This window comes from Megasphaera vaginalis (ex Bordigoni et al. 2020) (genome assembly GCF_900240295.1).
GTDB classification, from domain to species: Bacteria; Bacillota; Negativicutes; order Veillonellales; family Megasphaeraceae; genus Megasphaera; species Megasphaera vaginalis.
Genome location: NZ_OEQB01000005.1, coordinates 195977 through 214085, shown reverse-complemented (window position 1 = coordinate 214085; position 18109 = coordinate 195977). Strand labels below are relative to the sequence as shown.

Below are 18109 nucleotides of genomic sequence, written 5' to 3'. Positions count from 1 at the left end.
GAGAGGAATTCAGTGACGATAGCTGTAGGGATCCACCTGTTCCCATACCGAACACAGCAGTTAAGCCTACAAACGCCGAACGTACTTGGGGGGAGGCCCCCTGGGAGGATAGGAAGTTGCTGATTACGAAAAAAGAGAGACACACAATCGTGTGTCTCTCTTTTTTTGTCACCAATGGGGTGTAACCACTAACCACTAACCTCTTTTTTGATACGCCATAGCGTAGTACGACTGAGACCAAGTTCTTGAGCCAATTCTTCGTAGGTTTGGCTGAAAAATAGATGTAATAGTTTCAAGCCGGCATAAAAGGATGCCATATCTTTAATAGGGCGTTCCAATAGGGCATGATATTGTGTGTAAATGTCATGCCGCAACGTATCTTGCCCGATGGCATTCAATAAAGATTCATAGCGGTGCTGAACAGTGTGACGCGCAGCTTTTTTTAAGAGGAGCACATAGCGAGTGCTTACGGCGCGAAGTTCTCGAACATTTCCTGGCCAACTGTACTGTGTTAAAATTTCCTTCATCAATGGCGTCAATTGGTGAGCGCGTTTATCTGGTGACAACTGCATAACATAGCTTTGAAATAACTCGCAGATGTCTTCTTTCCGGGTACAGAGAGGGGGCAATGTGATGTGTAAAATATCAAAGCAGCAGCGCAAATCGGAACGCAAATGGTGGTATTCCTCATCGGTTACGATTGTGTAGAAAACGATGTCAAAGGTAATCGGAGCGATCATACCGGGGTGAAAAAATTGTTGTTGCTGTATGATTGACAATAAGGCTGCTTGTAATTTTGGCCCGGCAATCGATATATTTTTAATAATCATACTTCCTTCGTTAGCATTCAAAAGCAATCCGTCTACAGAACGTTTATCTATGCCATAGCCATAAAGCATTGTCGCAACATGGTCCTCATCAAGGGTTGCACAATCTAAAATGATGCAAGGTTTGCTTGCCCGTCGTGAGGCGTTATGAAGGCAGTGGGCTATCTCTTCCCGGCCGGAACCGGAAGGGCCGATGATGACGGTGGGATGTTCAATGGGAGAAAGATGGTAACATTCTGTGACTACGCGTTTCATGATTGGAGAGTTCATCGTAATTTTTTCCAGTTTATAAATCGGTTTAACGACGAATTTGGGGCGTGAGCGTTCTTTCTTCAAATTATGAGGATTTGGATGAATTGTCAACAGGGTGCCGCCTGTATGCATTCCGACCATGATTTTTTGAAAAATGCATCTCATCATCGTATCGTTGATGAGATGATAACTGTCATTTTGTAATAGGCCGCTTTTCACAAAACGGTGTAGCGGTAAGTTGGGAAATACTTCTGTCAAGGCACGATTGCTGACTTCGTGAAGACCCATACCGGTATATTGTTGCATCGTGCGGTTAAAGAATTCAATATTTCCTTGCGCGTTGGCAACGATAATTCCTAATTGCGCTGTATTGAGCACAGATTCGGCGATTGCTTTTCCACGTTCCGTATCATATAACGTGTGCGCCAGTTCTCCGGCCCGTATACAAGCATCACGGATTGCTTCCTTGCCGGCATAGAGTAAAATTGCCTGTTTATCTGCCGCCTTTGCAGCATGTTGCGTCAGATAGTTGCCGATGAAAATATCACAGGAGGCTCTTTTGACCAGCGGATAGACTTGAGGTATTTCATCATAAATAAGTTCTGTCAGCGAAATATTTGTCAATTCACGGAGTAGCGGTAAGTCAGGAGCAGGAGAATAACGGTAACGGACGAGCCCTAAATGAGTGCCGCCCAATTTTACAGCTTGGTTGATGGCTATGATGTAGTCAATGGGCCGAACTTCGTAAGGAATCAGCGGGTACGTGTAATAATTCATAAATCTCGCTGCAGAAGCGGGGCCTGCCACGAAAACTTCACAGCCCTGTTGTCTTGCCTCGGCAACGCAAATATCTTGCTTTTCGTCCAGTCCCGCATTGAAGATCAAATATTTGACATCATTGTCCGGCAATTTTTCGATAACGTCCTGTGCTAAGGTCATCGTAAAATCATAGGCTAAAATACAAACCTTGTAGGGCGTAATTGAAGATTCGGTATGGTTAAGCATACAAACTCCTTTATGCAAATGTTGACTACTTGCTTTACAACGGTGTTCATGGATAAAAAAGACGAGAATTTAGTTGGAAATTAGAAAATTTGTTTCATTTATAAAAATATAATATATTATGAAACATTTAACAAGATAACTCGGATAAAAACCGATAAATTGGTTGTCCCGAAAATACATTCTATAATAAGGGCATACAGGAAATGGTAGTTAATCTGAGGAGGAGACGGCATGAGAAATAGCTTTGTAAGGGAGATAAAAGAAAAACGATATCATCAACCATGGACTCTCCCTGTTGATTACAGCATTATTACAGATGCTGTTTCTGATGATTTTGTGGAAACCGTGCAGCATATTTCCATAAAAGATCGAGACAGGGTAATTGTTTGCATTGATCATGATACGCCAAACAGCAGTATTGCTATCGGAGCTAAACAGAGAAAGCTTATTGATTGGGGGGGTGCAAAACAATCTGTTATTGGAAACGTGTTGTGGCGTAGGGTACTTGCGAGTAATGGAAACGTACGGCAATATGAATCAGGTTATCGTCGGGACAGGGGAACATATGGCTGGATTTGGTGCTGTAGGGATACTCGGGTTAACGGTGACGGAAGCGGAATTGGCGGATGTATTGCGCGATCAGCATATTACGCTTAGCCAGCCGGAGTTATTTGTCATAGAACTGTCCGGTACTCCCGCTTCAAGGACCATGATGCAAGATGTCGCTTTGTGGTTGTTGGCGCGTCTTAAATCATTCGACGTAAAAGGGAAACTCGTGGTTTTTACAGGGGTAGGAATAGGGGACTTGTCACGTAGTCAGCGTTTTGATTTGTGTCATCTGACGCAACAGGCCGGTGCAATGAGTGCAGTTTTCAGTGACGGCGAGGCAAGACTGGAAGGACATATTAGGCTGTCTTTGTCGGATATACCGGCCATGGTAGCATTGCCGGGAGCCGTTCATCAGGCACAGCCTTTGTCCGATATAGAGCCTGTTAAGGTGGATGAAGTATTTATTGGCGGCTGTCGCGGTGGCAAATTGGAAGACTTGCGGATAGCGGCGTCGATTTTGCGTGAACAAAAGGTGGCATATCGAACCCGACTTATCATTGCTCCGGCGACGAGCGATATTTATCTGCAAGCCGCTAAAGAAGGATTGTTGGAAATCTTCTTGGATTGTGGGGCCATTGTCATGAATCAGGGGTGTAGCGTGTGCTGGGGAAAAGCGCAGGGAATTCTTGATGACGGAGAAGTGCTTGTATCGACAGGATCGTATAATTTTGACGGCTGTTCCGGATCAAAGACGGCCAGCGTTTATCTGAGTTCTCCGGCTGTAGCGGCGAAAACGGCTATTTACGGTGTCCTTGGCGAGTAGGAGGAAAAGTGTATGAAAAAGAAGTTTTCGGGGAAAATATGGAAATTAGGCGATGATGTTGATACCGATATCATCATTCCGACACAATGGCTTACACTGGATACGATGGATGAAATAAAGACACATGCTTTTGAACCGCTGCGGCCTGAATTAGCCGGCCAAATTCAGCCGGGAGATATTCTTGTAGGCGGCAGTAATTTTGGATGCGGCTCTTCGCGGGAACAGGCGCCGGAATGTATCAGTGCTTTACAAGTGCCTTGCATTATCGCAAAATCTTTTGCCCGGATTTTTTTCCGCAATGCCATTAATAATGGACTGTTGCTGTTGGAAAGTCGGGAACTGCCGGATCATTGTTCAGAAGGGGATATTGTGTCCGTTGATTTGAAGGCGGGTACAGTAGGTGTCAACGGACAGTCTTTTAACATTCCAAGCATTCCGGATAATGTGTTTAAGATTGTTGCTGATGGAGGCTTGGTTCGTCATATGCAGATCCGGAATCGCATCATAAAAAGAGAGGAGAAATGAAGATGGGACATACATTAGCGGAAAAGATCCTTATGCATAATACTGGTGTAAAAGACTGCAAACCGGGCGATATTCTAGTTACACATCCCGATTGTGTCATGTTCCATGACATTTATACGACGAATGTATACCGGAAATTTAAAGAAATGGGCTTTACGAAATCATGGGATTCGCAGAAGGTTATCATCATGTTTGACCACTTAATTCCGACTTGTCTGCCGCTGGATGGCGATCATATGAATTACGGTTACCGCTATGCAGAGGAATGCGGTGCCAGAAAAGTGCATGTTGGCGATGGCATTTGCCATCAACTGATGCCGGAAATGGGGTACGTCAGACCGGGAGATCTTTCTTTCGTTACAGATTCGCATACGACAACGTATGGTGCTGTCAGCTGTTTTGCCACGGGTATTGGCTATACGGAGATGGCAGCCGTATTGGGAACGGGGGAGATGTGGCTCCGCGTACCGCAAGCGATTCAAATCAGAATCGACGGTACTTTGCCGAAAGGAGTCTATTCAAAAGATATTGCTTTACGGGTGCTCGGAGATTTACAAGCTGCAGGCGGCACCTATAAATCGCTGGAATTCTGCGGCAGTACTGTTGACAAGCTGACTGTAGATGAGCGGTTGACGATTTCCAATATGGCTGTGGAATGCGGTGCCAAGGTGGGACTCTTTGCGCCGACGCCGGAAACAGCGGCATACAGTCAGGTACGGTATGACGATATTTCCTGGATATGTTTTGACGATGACGCCGCCTATGAACGGGTGCTGTATTACCGGGCAGAAGAGCTGGAACCGTATATTGCCGCGCACCCGCACGTAGACAATGTCAGACCGCTGTCAGCGCTGGCGGGCATGAAAGTGGATAAGGTTTTTATCGGCTCCTGCACGAACGGCAGATTGGCGGATCTGGAGATTGCTGCCGAAATTTTGAAAAACAGGACGATTGCTCCGGCCGTCGAACTGCTTGTTACGCCGGCGTCACGTAAGATTTTCAAGGAGGCCTTGCGGCTAGGATACGTAGAGATATTGGTCAAAGCAGGTGCCATGTTCACGCATCCATATTGTTCTCTTTGCGAAGGTCGCAGTGGTGGCTTGTTAGCTGACGGTGAAGTGCTTTTGGGCACGAACAATCGGAATTTTCTCGGCCGTTTGGGCAGTCCTGCATCCAGGACGTACCTTAGCTCTCCGGCGGTAGCGGCGGCCACTGCCGTTACCGGGAAATTGACTAATCCGGTTGAATTGGGATAGGAGGAGAAGTGGTGAATTTTCAAAAAGATGATTGGCAAGGTGTTTCCACGACGTCTCTTGCCGATGCGTTACAAGGTGTTGGCACGATGAATAGCCATATCAAACCGCTGAATAAATATATGAGGATGGTCGGGCCGGCTTTTACTGTACAAATCATAAAAAATGACTGTGCCGTTGTTTTTAAGGCACTGCATGACGCTGCTCCCGGTGAGGTCCTGGTTATTGATACCGACGGTTCCGCAGATGTGGCTTTTTTAGGTGAAATTGTCGTTCATATAGCCCAAAAGCGAGGGCTGGCAGGCATTGTTATTGATGGCTGTATTCGTGATAGTCTGGACATCAGTGAAGGATCATTTCCTGTTTTTGCAAAAGGAGCGGTACCTAAAATTCCTGCTGCCGTTTACTTGGGAAAAACGCAGCAGGTGATACAATGTGGTGGTGTCGTCGTGAAACCGGGCATGATTATTTATGGTGATGCCGATGGAGTAGTTGTTGTGCCGGAAGAAAAGCAGACCGATGTCGTAAAAAATGCAAAAAGTAAAGAAGCGGCAGATCGATGGAAACTGACCAGGATGATACCAGATTCCGATATGCTTCAGAAATTCCTTGACGAACAATGTGTTCATGAATAAAGGAGAGATAAACATGAGTTATATTTTATACGATATCCCCTGTATGGCCTTTCGGAAGATCCCAGCGGCAGCCATGATTATTCCGATGTTTTTATCGATTATTTTCAATTCTCTGTTTCCTGATTTTGTCAATATGGGCAGTCTTACAACGGCACTTTTCGGGAAAAAGGCTGTTGTACCGTTAACTGGGGTGGTCTTATTCATGGCCGGAACGGGATTACGATTAAATGAAGCGCCAGAAGCATTGAAGCGTGGCGGCATGCTCCTGCTGGGGAAATTTGCAGCCGGCTATGTGACGGGAACCATTTTTGGCATGATCTTTGGACCTGCAGGCGTTTTCGGTGTTTCAGCGCTGGCTGTTTACACGGCGCTGCTCAGTTCTAACGGTTCTATTTATCTTGCCATTACTGCCGAATACGGAGAAGATATTGATCTCGGCGCATACAGTTTACTATCTTTAAAAGACGGACCTTTTCTGGCTATGGTGGCGCTGGGGGCTTCCGGGGCAACGCATATTCCGCTGATGTCACTGTTTGCGACGATTTTTCCTATGCTGTTCGGTATCGTGTTGGGGAATCTGTATCCCGGTGTACGCAACTATTTTAAGGGAGGTTCACGGCTGATGATTCCTTTTGTCGGCATTTCAATTGGATCATCCATCAATTTGGGCATGATGTTTTCTGCCGGTATTGGCGGCGTTCTCTTGGGCGTGGTAGCGTTCATCGTTGGCGCGATTGTGTTGACGGGAATCGATAAACTTATTTTGCACCGCCCCGGATATGCAGGCGCATCGCTGGCTTCTGTTGCCGGATCGGCAGTGGCGACGCCGACGATTATTGCCGGAGTTGTGCCGGAATTGACGGACGCCGCTGCGCTGGCTTCTGTGCAAATTGCGGCGGCAGTTATCGTGACGGCGATTTTATGTCCTATGTGGACTGCCTGGGTATTAAAGAAATGGGGAGCTCCTCAGTATTCACCAGAAGTGGAGCATTCATAAATATGTTCTGTTCGATGCGGTAACAAATTCGTGTTTCCTGAAAGTCGATATGTATCATTTGGCTTTCAGGAAATTTTTTTGCAGTTTATGCCAGCCGGAAATAGCTGGTTTATTATTGATGACTATGTCGTAACGGATTTTCGGTTACTCACAAAAAGGGGCTTTCGTTCTGGAGATGTGCAGTGTTCCGGCAGGGATAGGGCAGATTTTTTTGCGAACCGGACTATGCTTGAACGTGTAAGAATGATACACTATTATCACAGGCAATATACTATTTTGTTAACAGAGAGGAAGACCATGCAATATTTGTCACAGATAGATAGTCCGAAACAATTGAAACGACTTTCCCTTCCTGAGCTGGAAGTGCTTGCCGGTGAAATTCGACAGGTCCTGATTGACAGCGCATTGGCTTCAGGCGGTCATTTGGGACCGAATTTAGGCGTTGTGGAGTTGACACTTGCGTTGCATTATGTTTTCGATTCGCCGCGGGACAAGTTTATTTTCGACGTGTCGCACCAATGTTATACCCATAAGATTTTGACGGGGAGAAAGCGGAAGTTTCTCGATCCTGCCGCAGATTCTCTGTTTACCGGATATACGAATCCCCGGGAAAGTGAGCATGATACCTTTTTGATGGGACATACGTCTACATCGGTCAGTTTGGCGGCGGGATTGGCGGCCGGCAGAGATCGCTGCGGCGACGACTACCGGGTTGTCGCCGTTATCGGTGACGGCGCCTTATCGGGCGGCGAAGCCTTCGAGGGATTGAATAATGCCGCTGAATTGGACGGTAATTTGCTTATCATCGTCAATGATAACGATATGTCCATTGCCGAGAATCATGGCGGCATATATAGAAATTTACGGGAATTGAGGCGAACGGGGGGACAGTCGGCCAATAATTTTTTCACCGCCTGCGGTCTGGCCTATCGCTTTGTAGAAGACGGGCATGACCTGGGCGCGTTGATTCGGGTTTTTACCGAAGAAAAGGATCGTCAGCGTCCTCTCGTCATTCACGTCTGTACACAAAAAGGGAAGGGCTATGAGCCGGCGGAAAGAGACCGCGAGGCTTATCATCATCTTCATAAGCCGGGGAAGAGCGTGGCCGGTGAACGCGGCGACGCCATTACGCGGCAGGTTCTGCTGAAAAAGATGGCGGCAGATCCGTCTGTCATCACGGTCTGTCCCGCCGTCCCCCGCAACGTGGGAGCGGATACGGCATTTCGGGAGCAGGCAGGCCGGCAGTATATTGATGTCGGCATTGCCGAAGCGCACGCAGTTTCTTTTGCGGCCGGGATGGCAAAAGCCGGCGCTAAGCCTGTCGTCCTCGATTATGGAACCTTTCTGCAACGTACGTATGACCAGCTTATGCATGATCTGGCAATTAACGGCAGCAGCGCCGTCATCCTCTCGTTTACGTCAGGCGGCGGCATATCCGCCATGGATGCCGCGCATGCCAGCATGTACGATTTGGCTATGACGGCCTCTATTCCGGGATTGCTCTGCCTGGCGCCGGCCACGAAGGGGGAATTTGTGGAGATGCTGGAGTGGGCTGTCGATCAGCAGGAAGAGCCGGTCGTAATCAGAGTACCGAATCGGATCTATACGTATCAGGCCGGCAGACCGTTTACAGCGGCGAACAGGCGGCAATTTCAACTGGTCAGAACCGGTAAAGAAGTCGCTTTCATCGGCTTGGGACAGTTTTATGATCTGGCTTGTCAGGCATGCAACCTGTTGGCGCGGCGATACGGCATTGCAGGAAGTCTGATCAATCCCCGCGTGTACAGCGAAGTGGACGAAACGGTTCTGCAGGAGCTGGCAGCGTCGCATCGCTTGGTGGTGACCTTGGAAGACGGCATTGTCAGCGGCGGTTTCGGGCAGCGTGTCGCCTCTTTTTACGGAACGACTGCCGTACAGGTGTTGTCTTACGGGGCGGAAAAGGAATTTACGAACTGCGTACCCTTGTCAACGCTGTACAGTCGCTATCGTTTGGATCCAGCGTGTATTGTCGCCGATATCGCCAGAATCTTGCAGGCGCAAGAACCGGAACGGACTGAGGAGTAACGTGAAAAAAAGAACGGCCGCAGTTTTTTGACAGCCGAGGCACCGTGACCGTTTGTCATTTTTTTTCGCGCCGACGCTGCGCGAACCGATGATAAGGTGGAGGTGAAGCGCATGGGGCAATCCTTTATTCGCGATCATGCGCCCTGTTATATTTACGATCAGGCTTGTATTACGGCTCGGTGTCTGCAGTTGAAGGCAGCGCTGCCGGGACTTTCCGTATTGTATTCGGTAAAAGCCAACCCGTATCCGCCAGTTGTCAAAGCGGTGCTGTCCCAGGTCTTCGGTGCCGACGCGGCTTCCGTCCGGGAAGTGGAATTGGCTTTGTCGCAAGGCGCTGCGTCCGATCGTATTTTTTATTCGTCACCTGGGAAAAGTGACGAAGATATATGCCGTGTTTGGGGGAAATGTGTCTTTGTTGCCGACAGTCTCGGCGAAGTGGAACGCTTGGCTGCGGCTGCGGCGGCAAGACGGGAAATTCTTTCTATCGGCCTGCGCATTCAGCCGCAGCGTTCTTTTGACGGAGGACTTGCCGGTCCGTCCCCATTCGGTATTGATGAGAAGCTGCTGCCGCAGTTGGCAGCTATTGTAAAACAATGGCCCCAGGTGCGCATTACGGGCATTCATGTCCATTTGCGTTCTCAGGTGCTTGATGCGGTTCGGATCGGCGCGTATTATCGGGCCTGTTACGAGTTGGCCGAACGGGTGTCGGTTCTTTTCGGCGTTGCGTTGCAATATATTAATTTTGGCAGCGGCATCGGTGTCGTATACGGAAGCGGAACGGAGGCGCCTGTTGATTTTTCCGTGTTGGCGGCTGCTGTTTCGGATATATGCGCTCGTAATGCCGCGGCTTTGCAGGCGAAGTTGTATATAGAAAGCGGCCGTTTCCTTACTTGCACGGCCGGCACGTACTATACGCCGATTATCGATAAAAAAACATGCGGCGGAAAAACGTACCTTGTCGTGCAAAATGCTTTAAACGGTTTTTTACGGCCCGTAATTGCCCGATTTGTTCGGCAGTTGGCGCAAGACGCCGAACCTGCCGGCATGGAGCCGTTGTTTACGACGTACGATTCATCCCGCGTTTTTCTGCTGAGCGACGTGAAAGAAATGGAAAGGGTCACCGTTGTCGGCAATCTCTGCACGGCTCTGGATATTCTCTGTGAAGATGTCGTTTTGCCGAAAGCGGCGGCAGGCGATATACTGGCTTTTTCTCACGCCGGCAGTTACGGTCGGACTCTTTCGCCGCTCTTTTTCTCCAGTGCGGGAGATGTGGGAGAATATTTGGTGTAAAAAAGTGCCTGCATTCAGCTGAACAGCGAATGCAGGCGCTTTTTTGCCGGATTCTGTCTGGCGCCGGATGTCGGCGGGGATGTCAGTCGGCAAGGTCCGGCCGTTATTTGGTTGCCGGCGCACGTACGATGGTCACGATACCGGCTAGGATCATGACCATGCCGATGGCGATTTGCGGGGTCAGCGGTTCGCCGAAACAGATGACACCGCCGAGGACGCCGACGACAGGGACGCCGAGAACGGCGGTGGAAGCGGTTGAGGCTTCGATCAGCGTGAGCAGATGGTTCCAGAGGAAAAAGGCCAAAGCCGAAGCAAAGAGACAATTGTATAGGAGGCAGGCAGCGGCGAGGGGCGTCCAGACAGCAGGCGGCGGTGGCGAAATCGCCATGTAGGCGAAAAGACTGAGCGAGCCGACCACCATTTGCCAAGCCGTGTATTGGATGATGTGACACGCAGCGCGGCGGCCGTTTCGTTGATTTTCCGTTATGACGCGGCCTTGGATCTTCATGAGGATACTGGCGGCAGCCCAGGCGACGGCGCCGCCTAAGGTAATAAGAATGCCGTTCGTACTGCCTATGACGTCTACTTTCATGAGAATGAGGAGTCCGGCCATGCTGACGGCGATGCCACCGAGCTTGCGTACCGTCAGCCGTTCGTTCAAAATGAAATGGGCCATTATGGCAACCCACACAGGCATGCTGTAGTTCAGTACCGCCGCGAGCCCTGCACCGAGGGCGACGACGCCGATCTGTATGGCAAGATTATTGACGGCGATCTGCAGGATTCCGGTAACGGCGATCCATTTCCAATACGGCCGCGGCGGCAGCGGCAACTTCAGCCAGGCGGCTGTCGCCAGAAGCGCTATCGCGCCGCCGGCAAAGCGGAGTGCGACGAACATGGTCGGCGAAAAGAAAAGGTTGGCTTCCTTCATTACGACCCAATTGAAGCCCCATAACATGTAAATAACAGAAAGTATTTTCAGCAATACACTCTCCCCCTTCTTCTCTTATTCTCCTCTTGGAGCGAGCGCTTTGTCAAGAATGGGAAAAAACGTATGATCTTTGTAAGAATGTCCTTTTTCCTGGCGTTTTTCTTGCAATCTCCCGAGGGATACGATACAATCACTGTAGACACGGAAAAGGTGTATTGCTATTGTTTATGTGGGACAAAAAGAGAACCGGTGGGAACGGAAACGTATTAGGAGAAGGAGAGACCCGATGAAAAAGTATATTGCACTGATTGCGCATGATGCGAAAAAGGATGCGATCGTAGCTCTTGCCGATACATTTCAAGCGTTGTTGAGAAGGTATCCTTTAGTCGGTACCGGTGAAACGGGGCGGCGGATTCATGCCGCGATGGGACTTGACGTCAAGCAGATGCAGCCCGGTCCTATGGGCGGCGATCAGCAGATCGGCGGGATGATCGCCGCCGGGGAAGTATTGGCAGTCGTCTTTTTGCGCGATCCGCTGACGGCGCAGCCCCATGAGCCGGATGTATCGGCTTTTTTGCGGCTTTGTGACGTTCATTCGATTCCTGTTGCGACAAATGCGGTCAGCGCTAGGATTTTGCTGACCGCTCTTGATGGGCAGATGGCTGTGTTTTCTGAATAAGACAAATATGGGGAGATAACGAACATGTTGAAAAAAACCAAAATTGTTTGCACCTTGGGGCCGAGCTCGGAAACGCCGGAAAAATTGGAAGCCATGATTCAAGCGGGAATGAATGTGGCTCGCTTTAATTTTTCGCACGGTTCACATGATGAACATAAAGGGCGGATAGAAGCCGTCAGAGCGGCAGCCCAAAAGATGCAGCGCCCGATCGCGTTGATGTTGGACACGAAGGGACCGGAAATTCGCCTCGGTTTATTTAAGAACGGCTCGATCGAAATGAAAGCCGGCGCGCCGTTTACGTTGACGGCGCGGGACGTAATCGGCGATGAAACGATTTCGTCGATGAATTATAAAGAACTGCCGCAGGACCTTCATGTCGGCGACCACATTCTTCTTTCCGACGGGTTGGTCAACTTGGAAGTAACCGGTATTGAAGGCGAAGATATTCATACCGTCATTCTCAACAACGGGAAGATGAGTGATCGTAAGCGCGTTGCCGTACCGGGCATTGCCATCAATTTGCCGGCCGTTTCGGAAACAGATGAAAGGGATATCGAATTCGGCGTCCGCATGAATATGGATTGGATCGCCGCTTCATTTATTCAACGTGGCAAGGATGTCGTGACGATCCGCAAGATATTGGAAAAACACAACAGTCCGATGAAAATCATTTCCAAGATCGAATGTCAAGCTGCCGTACAGAACATCGATGAGATTATCAAGATGAGCGACGGCATCATGGTCGCCCGCGGCGACCTCGGGGTGGAGGTGCCGGCAGAGGAAGTTCCGGCACTGCAAAAGATGCTGATCATCAAATGCCAGCAGGCCGGCAAGCCGGTGATCACGGCGACGCAAATGCTGGAATCAATGTGCAATAATCCGCGGCCGACGCGGGCGGAAACGAGTGACGTTGCCAATGCTATTTTGGACGGTACCGATGCGATCATGCTCAGCGGAGAGACGGCCGGCGGACTCTACCCGGTCGAAGCCGTGCAGACGATGGCTCGCGTCGCCTTGTATACGGAAGGAACCTTCGAACCGAATTCTCATGAAGATGAGCACGCGTCGTCATCGACGACGACGGAATCAATCGGCAGAGCGACGGTGCGGATCGCAAAGGATCTTCACGCCGCCGCGATTATCGCTTCTACCGAAGGCGGCAGTACGGCGCAGATGATTTCCAAATACCGTCCTGATTGCCCGATTATTGCCGTATCGCCGCACGAAACGATCATTCGGCGGCTGCAACTGAATTGGGGCGTTCATGCCGTTTTGGGAAAAGAAGCGGGAGATTCCGATGAAGTCGTTGAAAATGCAATTTTTGCGGCGCTCGACAATGAGTTGATTAAAGCCGGTGATCTCGTCGTTTTGACGGCAGGCGTCCCGGTCTCGCAGGCAGGTTCGACGAATATGATCCGTGTGCAAGTGGTCGGCGACGTCTTATTGCGAGGTACCGGCATCGGACGAAATTCGGCGATCGGTAAGATCTGCCTGGCCAAGGACGAGTCTTCGTTGGCGGCGGACTTTACAGATGGAGCCGTCCTCGTCATCCGCAGTGCAGTACCGGCGCTCATCCCTTACATGAAACGGGCCGGCGCCATTATTTCCGAGGAAGTTGGGCTTTCCAGCGAATCGGCTATCGTTGCTATTACCTTGGGGATCCCGACGATTATCGGGACGACAAATGCCCTGGAGCTTTTGGAAAACGGGGAAACCGTTACGGTTGACAGCAGCCGTGGCACCATCTATCGCGGCGAGGCCAACGCACGGTAGTTAGGGTACGAAATAATAAAAAGAAAAAAATTATGTGCATAAATTTTTAATAGAACAGTCACAGTATAAATGTATGTATAATAACTTTTTACACTTTAAATAATTATGAACTATAATTTCAATTAATTCTTTTGTAAGAGATAAAAGCCTACAAATAAACCTACCTGATGCCAGGGGGAGTATTTGTAGGCTTTTATCTCTTATATATGATATGTATTGAATGTAAATTTATTTAAATAATATTAGTGATATGAATTCTAATGGTTCGTCATTAACATTTAAAAGACTATGTTGATTGCCATCTCCACAAAATAGTATGTCATCCTGATTAATAGAACGGTTGATTCTGTTATTTATACCAGTATCGGTACTCTAAGTATATAAATAGTTTCACTATCTTTACGATGTAGATGTAAGCCGATTTTGCAGTTTTTATTAAGTCTATTGTGTGAAAAGACTCTTTCGTTTCTATACATTTCATACTCTAATTCTACAATTGCTTCAGATTTTAAATGGCCATGACCGTTATTTGAAATATTTGATAATTTCGGAGAAATTTTATGTTTCTTATGAAATTCGTGGATGAATCATTCTTTTTTTAGGATATTTTGAGGTTATTTTAGAATATAATGATGTGATTTTGTAAATGTCAATTTTTTTTCTGATGTAATATATACAGATATATTATACCCATAGAATTAATAAGTGAACAAAAATACTAATGAAAATGTCAAAAATTTCAAAGAAAAAAAATATAAAAAGCTATATCTTAAAAAAAGATACCGATTTATAAAAGGCCATTTAAGGTATTGGTAACACAAGTGTAGAGCCATGTATTTATCGTAGAGTATAGAAGAGGTGTAGTTAAATGACTAAGGGTAAAGAATTTAAAACGATGGATGGAAATACGGCAGCTGCATATGTAGCATATGCATTTACCGAAATTGCTTCTGTATTTCCAATTACACCATCATCTCCAATGGCTGAACATATCGACGAATGGGCGGCGGAGGGACGTAAAAATTTATTTGGTCATACTGTAAGAGTCCAGGAAATGCAGTCTGAAGGGGGAGCAGTTGCGACGATGCATGGGGCTTTACAATGTGGCTCATTAGCAAATACCTTTACATCATCTCAAGGTCTTATGCTTATGATTCCAAGTATGTTCAAAATTGCTGGTGAATTATTACCGGGCGTATTTCATGTAGCCTCCCGTACTGTGGCATCTCATGCATTAACCATTTTTGCAGAACACAATGATGTTATGACTACTCGTTCTACAGGTATTGCGATGCTAGCAGAATCTAGTGTTCAAGAGGTTATGGATTTATCTGCGGTGGCTCATGCAACGGCTATTTCGAGTCGAATTCCCTTCATGAATTTTTTTGATGGATTTAGAACTTCTCATGAAATACAAAAAATAGAAGTGCTTGATTATAAAGAATTAAAAGAATTTCTTGATGAAAAATCTTTATTAGAATTTAGACAACGGGCTTTAAATCCAGATAATCCTGTCTGGAGAGGCGCCTGTGAAACTGGGGACATTTATATGCAGCACCTTGAATCACGTAATAAATTCTATGATGCTATTCCCGATATGGTTGAAAATTATATGAAGAAAGTCAAAGAAATTACAGGACGAGAATATCATCTTTTCAATTATACAGGCGTTGCAGATGCTGAAAGCGTTATCGTAATTATGGGGAGTGGTGCGGAAGTAACGGAAGAAACGGTAAGATACCTGAATAAACAAGGTCGTAAAGTCGGATGTTTAAATATTCATTTATTCCGGCCGTGGTCTGAAAAGCACTTTATTGATGCGATACCCAAAACGGTTAAGAAAATTGTAGTATTGGATCGTTCGAAAGAAGCAGGTGCCAATGGTGATCCTGTATATCAAAGTGTGGCATCAACATTTGCAACTGTAGATAGCGCTCCTAAGGTGTATGCTGGTAGATTTGGTCTTGGGGGCAAAGAATACTTACCGGCAGATGTGGTCGCCTGTTTCGACAATCTGGAAAAAGAAATTCCTAAAAATCACTTTGTCGTAGGTATTGTTGATGATGTCACTAATTTGTCTTTAGATAGAACTGAGGCGCTAGACCTTGGACAAACTGGGCTTCATGCTTGCAAGTTTTGGGGATTCGGTTCAGATGGTACAGTAGGCGCTAATAAAACGGCAATTAAGATTATTGGCGATAATACAGATTTATATGCTCAAGGATATTTTGCTTATGACTCCAAAAAGTCTGGTGGGGTAACAGTTTCTCATTTGAGATTTGGAAAAGAAACAATTAAGATGCCCTATTTAATTCATACAGCTGATTTTATTGCGTGTCATAGACAATCTTATGTGAAGAATTTTGATTTATTACAAGGAGTAAAAAAAGGTGGTACTTTCTTATTAAATTGTACTTGGACAATAGAAGAGCTGGATGAAAAATTACCGGCTTCTTTAAAACGCAGTATCGCAAGAAGTAATGTCAAATTCTATATTGTGGATGCCGTTGGCATTGCTAAAAAAATTGGATTAGGCGGCCGCATTAATATGGTGATGCAATCAGCATTTTTTAAATTAGCCAATGTTATTCCGTTGGATTTAGCGATTTCTAAATTAAAAGAATCAGTTGTTACTTCTTATGGAAATAAAGGGCAACATGTTGTCGATATGAACTGGGAAGCGATTGACGCAGGCGTTAATGCTATCGTTCCGGTAGAATATCCTGCATCATGGGAGCAATGCACTGATGATCTTGTTGATGAAATGAATCATTCGGAGTTCTTTAAAAAATTTGCAGCACCTATGGAAGCTCTGCAAGGAGATTCTTTCCCTGTCTCAATTTATGATGGTTGGGAAGATGGAACGTATCCTTTGGATACTGCAAAAGAAGAAAAAAGAGGCGCTTCTGTATCAGTGCCTAAATGGGACGTATCTAAATGTGTGCAGTGTAATAAGTGTTCGTTTGTATGCCCTCATGCAGCTATTCGTCCCTTTTTGACTACTGACTCAGAAGTAAAAGAAGCTCCGGCCGGATTGGAAACAAAAAAAGCGGTTGGTAAAGAAGCGTATAATTTCAGTATTGCCGTATCGGTAAAGGATTGCCTCGGTTGTACTTCTTGCACGAAAGTTTGTCCTGCAGGGGCTTTGGAAATGGCTGATTATGATCAAGAAGAATATAAATCTGATTTGTGGAACTATTTAGTGAAACTCCCGCAAAAAGAAAACTTTATGAATAAAAATACGGTAAAAGGCTCGCAATTTGAAATGCCGTATTTAGAATTTACTGGGGCTTGCGCTGGTTGTGCTGAAACACCTTATGCAAAAGTTATTACCCAGTTGTTTGGAGATCGGATGATAATTGCTAATGCCCATGGGTGTTCTAATGTTTGGGGGGGGAGTGCCCCTACAAATGGATATAAGAAAAATCAGCAAGGTCATGGACCTGCTTGGGGCAATTCTCTTTTTGAAGATAATGCTGAATACGGTTATGGATATTTCTTGGGGGATCGGAATAATCGTCAGTTATTGAAAGGTTATGTTGACGAGGCAATGTCTGTTGCATCGTCTGAATTAGCGAGTGTCCTTAAGAATTGGGCAGATAAAATGGAAGAGTCCGAAGGCACGCGTGAACGTGCGGATGCCGTTGTTGCTGCTCTTGAAAAAGAAAAAGAAGGCAAGTTTGAATTAGAACGTATTTATGATTTAAAACAAAATCTCATTAAAAGAAGTACGTGGATTTTCGGCGGTGATGGCTGGGCTTATGATATTGGTTTTGGCGGATTAGATCACGTGTTGGCACTTGATGAAAATGTAAATGTGTTTGTTTTTGACACAGAAGTCTATTCTAATACAGGTGGACAACCGTCTAAAGCAACACCTACGGCGGCAGTGGGAAAGTTCGCTACAATGGGTAAACGTACGAAGAAAAAAGATTTGGGTATGATGTGCATGAGCTATGGATATATATATGTTGCTCAAGTTGCGATGGGTGCGGATCCTAATCAGTTTATGAAGGCTATTGCAGAAGCCGAAGCTTATAATGGTCCGTCTATTGTCATTGGGTATGCACCGTGCATCAATCATGGTTTGAAATCAGGGCAAGGTAATAGTCAACTTGAACAAAAACGAGCTGTGGATTCGGGGTATTGGCACTTATACCGGTATAATCCGGATTTAAAAGACCAAGGGAAAAATCCTTTCAGTTTAGATTCGCAAGTACCTCAAGGTAATTTCCGGGATTTCTTATTAGGAGAAGTACGGTTTGCTTCCTTGCAAAAAGTAGATGCTGCATCGGCAGAAGCTCTTTATGCAAAGACAGAAAAAGATGCTAAAGATAGATACGAAAATTATGTTCATATGCAAGAGATTATGAAACCAAGAAAATAATTTAAAATTTGTAACTAATAGTTTTTTGAACACATTTTTTTGAGAGGTGAGATCAGTGGTTAATTGAACTTGAATTGTATTTATATGCTCTCGTTCAAATAACCACTGATTTATTTTAT

13 protein-coding genes and 1 rRNA gene are annotated in these 18109 nt (G+C 46.4%); 12 read left to right on the top strand and 2 right to left on the bottom strand.

The genetic code is table 11. The features are described 5' to 3' along the window. The first annotated feature begins 8 nt into the window (after positions 1-8). Positions 9-125: ribosomal RNA gene (gene rrf, locus C0977_RS08145) — 5S ribosomal RNA — on the top strand. Between the two features lie 63 nt (positions 126-188). Here the strand turns inward: rrf and C0977_RS08140 are convergent. Further along, positions 189-2084, bottom strand: a complete 1896-nt coding sequence (locus C0977_RS08140; protein WP_101913051.1) for a sigma 54-interacting transcriptional regulator — start codon at positions 2082-2084, stop codon at positions 189-191. 231 nt (positions 2085-2315) lie between these two features. Here C0977_RS08140 and C0977_RS11185 point away from each other — a divergent pair, with 231 nt between their 5' ends. The 8 genes from C0977_RS11185 (at position 2316) to C0977_RS08105 (ending at position 10220) form a co-directional block, all read left to right on the top strand. Continuing rightward, positions 2316-2741, top strand: a complete 426-nt coding sequence (locus tag C0977_RS11185) for a hypothetical protein (RefSeq protein ID WP_234987619.1) — start codon at positions 2316-2318, stop codon at positions 2739-2741. After that, entirely contained in the window at positions 2650-3456 is an 807-nt protein-coding gene (locus tag C0977_RS08135) for an aconitase family protein (RefSeq protein ID WP_234987618.1), read from the top strand. Before C0977_RS11185 ends, C0977_RS08135 begins: the two co-directional genes overlap by 92 nt. A gap of 12 nt (positions 3457-3468) precedes the next feature. Further along, positions 3469-3981, top strand: a complete 513-nt coding sequence (locus C0977_RS08130; RefSeq protein ID WP_023054277.1) for a 3-isopropylmalate dehydratase small subunit — start codon at positions 3469-3471, stop codon at positions 3979-3981. 2 nt (positions 3982-3983) lie between these two features. After that, on the top strand, positions 3984-5237 hold the full coding sequence (locus tag C0977_RS08125) for an aconitase/3-isopropylmalate dehydratase large subunit family protein (protein ID WP_101913049.1): 1254 nt from the start codon (positions 3984-3986) through the stop codon (positions 5235-5237). Positions 5238-5248: 11 nt separating this feature from the next. Further along, positions 5249-5869 (top strand): RraA family protein, encoded by a 621-nt coding sequence (locus C0977_RS08120; protein ID WP_101913048.1) that lies wholly within the window; start codon positions 5249-5251, stop codon positions 5867-5869. Positions 5870-5882: 13 nt separating this feature from the next. Further along, positions 5883-6866 carry a 2-keto-3-deoxygluconate permease gene (locus tag C0977_RS08115; RefSeq protein WP_159459051.1) on the top strand — a complete coding sequence of 328 codons (984 nt, stop codon included), beginning with the start codon at positions 5883-5885 and terminating at the stop codon, positions 6864-6866. A gap of 297 nt (positions 6867-7163) precedes the next feature. After that, positions 7164-8930: a 1-deoxy-D-xylulose-5-phosphate synthase gene (locus C0977_RS08110; protein ID WP_101913046.1), complete on the top strand. Its 1767-nt coding sequence runs from the start codon at positions 7164-7166 to the stop codon at positions 8928-8930. 111 nt (positions 8931-9041) lie between these two features. Beyond that, positions 9042-10220, top strand: coding sequence for an alanine racemase (locus tag C0977_RS08105; protein ID WP_101913045.1), 1179 nt, complete (start codon positions 9042-9044; stop codon positions 10218-10220). A 103-nt stretch (positions 10221-10323) separates the two neighbouring features. On the opposite strand, the gene C0977_RS08100 is transcribed toward C0977_RS08105, so the two are convergent. Then, entirely contained in the window at positions 10324-11205 is an 882-nt protein-coding gene (locus tag C0977_RS08100) for a DMT family transporter (protein WP_023052597.1), read from the bottom strand. Between the two features lie 232 nt (positions 11206-11437). Between C0977_RS08100 and mgsA the strand changes: the two genes are divergently transcribed. The 3 genes from mgsA to nifJ all read left to right on the top strand — a co-directional run bounded on the left by mgsA (position 11438) and on the right by nifJ (position 17990). Next, positions 11438-11830 carry a methylglyoxal synthase gene (gene mgsA / locus C0977_RS08095; RefSeq protein WP_101913044.1) on the top strand — a complete coding sequence of 131 codons (393 nt, stop codon included), beginning with the start codon at positions 11438-11440 and terminating at the stop codon, positions 11828-11830. A gap of 24 nt (positions 11831-11854) precedes the next feature. Then, positions 11855-13603 (top strand): pyruvate kinase, encoded by a 1749-nt coding sequence (pyk, locus tag C0977_RS08090; RefSeq protein ID WP_101913043.1) that lies wholly within the window; start codon positions 11855-11857, stop codon positions 13601-13603. 868 nt (positions 13604-14471) lie between these two features. Continuing rightward, positions 14472-17990 carry a pyruvate:ferredoxin (flavodoxin) oxidoreductase gene (gene nifJ / locus C0977_RS08085; RefSeq protein ID WP_101913042.1) on the top strand — a complete coding sequence of 1173 codons (3519 nt, stop codon included), beginning with the start codon at positions 14472-14474 and terminating at the stop codon, positions 17988-17990. The last annotated feature ends 119 nt before the right edge of the window (positions 17991-18109 follow it).

Excerpts from the sequence above, each read along its gene's own strand:
- C0977_RS08105 (WP_101913045.1), top strand. The coding sequence starts at position 9,042 with ATGGGGCAATCCTTTATTCGCGATCATGCGCCCTGTTATATTTACGAT.
- C0977_RS08140 (WP_101913051.1), bottom strand. The coding sequence starts at position 2,084 with ATGCTTAACCATACCGAATCTTCAATTACGCCCTACAAGGTTTGTATT.
- C0977_RS11185 (WP_234987619.1), top strand. The coding sequence starts at position 2,316 with ATGAGAAATAGCTTTGTAAGGGAGATAAAAGAAAAACGATATCATCAA.
- C0977_RS08110 (WP_101913046.1), top strand. The coding sequence starts at position 7,164 with ATGCAATATTTGTCACAGATAGATAGTCCGAAACAATTGAAACGACTT.
- mgsA (WP_101913044.1), top strand. The coding sequence starts at position 11,438 with ATGAAAAAGTATATTGCACTGATTGCGCATGATGCGAAAAAGGATGCG.
- C0977_RS08130 (WP_023054277.1), top strand. The coding sequence starts at position 3,469 with ATGAAAAAGAAGTTTTCGGGGAAAATATGGAAATTAGGCGATGATGTT.
- pyk (WP_101913043.1), top strand. The coding sequence starts at position 11,855 with ATGTTGAAAAAAACCAAAATTGTTTGCACCTTGGGGCCGAGCTCGGAA.
- C0977_RS08135 (WP_234987618.1), top strand. The coding sequence starts at position 2,650 with ATGGCTGGATTTGGTGCTGTAGGGATACTCGGGTTAACGGTGACGGAA.
- C0977_RS08115 (WP_159459051.1), top strand. The coding sequence starts at position 5,883 with ATGAGTTATATTTTATACGATATCCCCTGTATGGCCTTTCGGAAGATC.
- nifJ (WP_101913042.1), top strand. The coding sequence starts at position 14,472 with ATGACTAAGGGTAAAGAATTTAAAACGATGGATGGAAATACGGCAGCT.
- C0977_RS08125 (WP_101913049.1), top strand. The coding sequence starts at position 3,984 with ATGGGACATACATTAGCGGAAAAGATCCTTATGCATAATACTGGTGTA.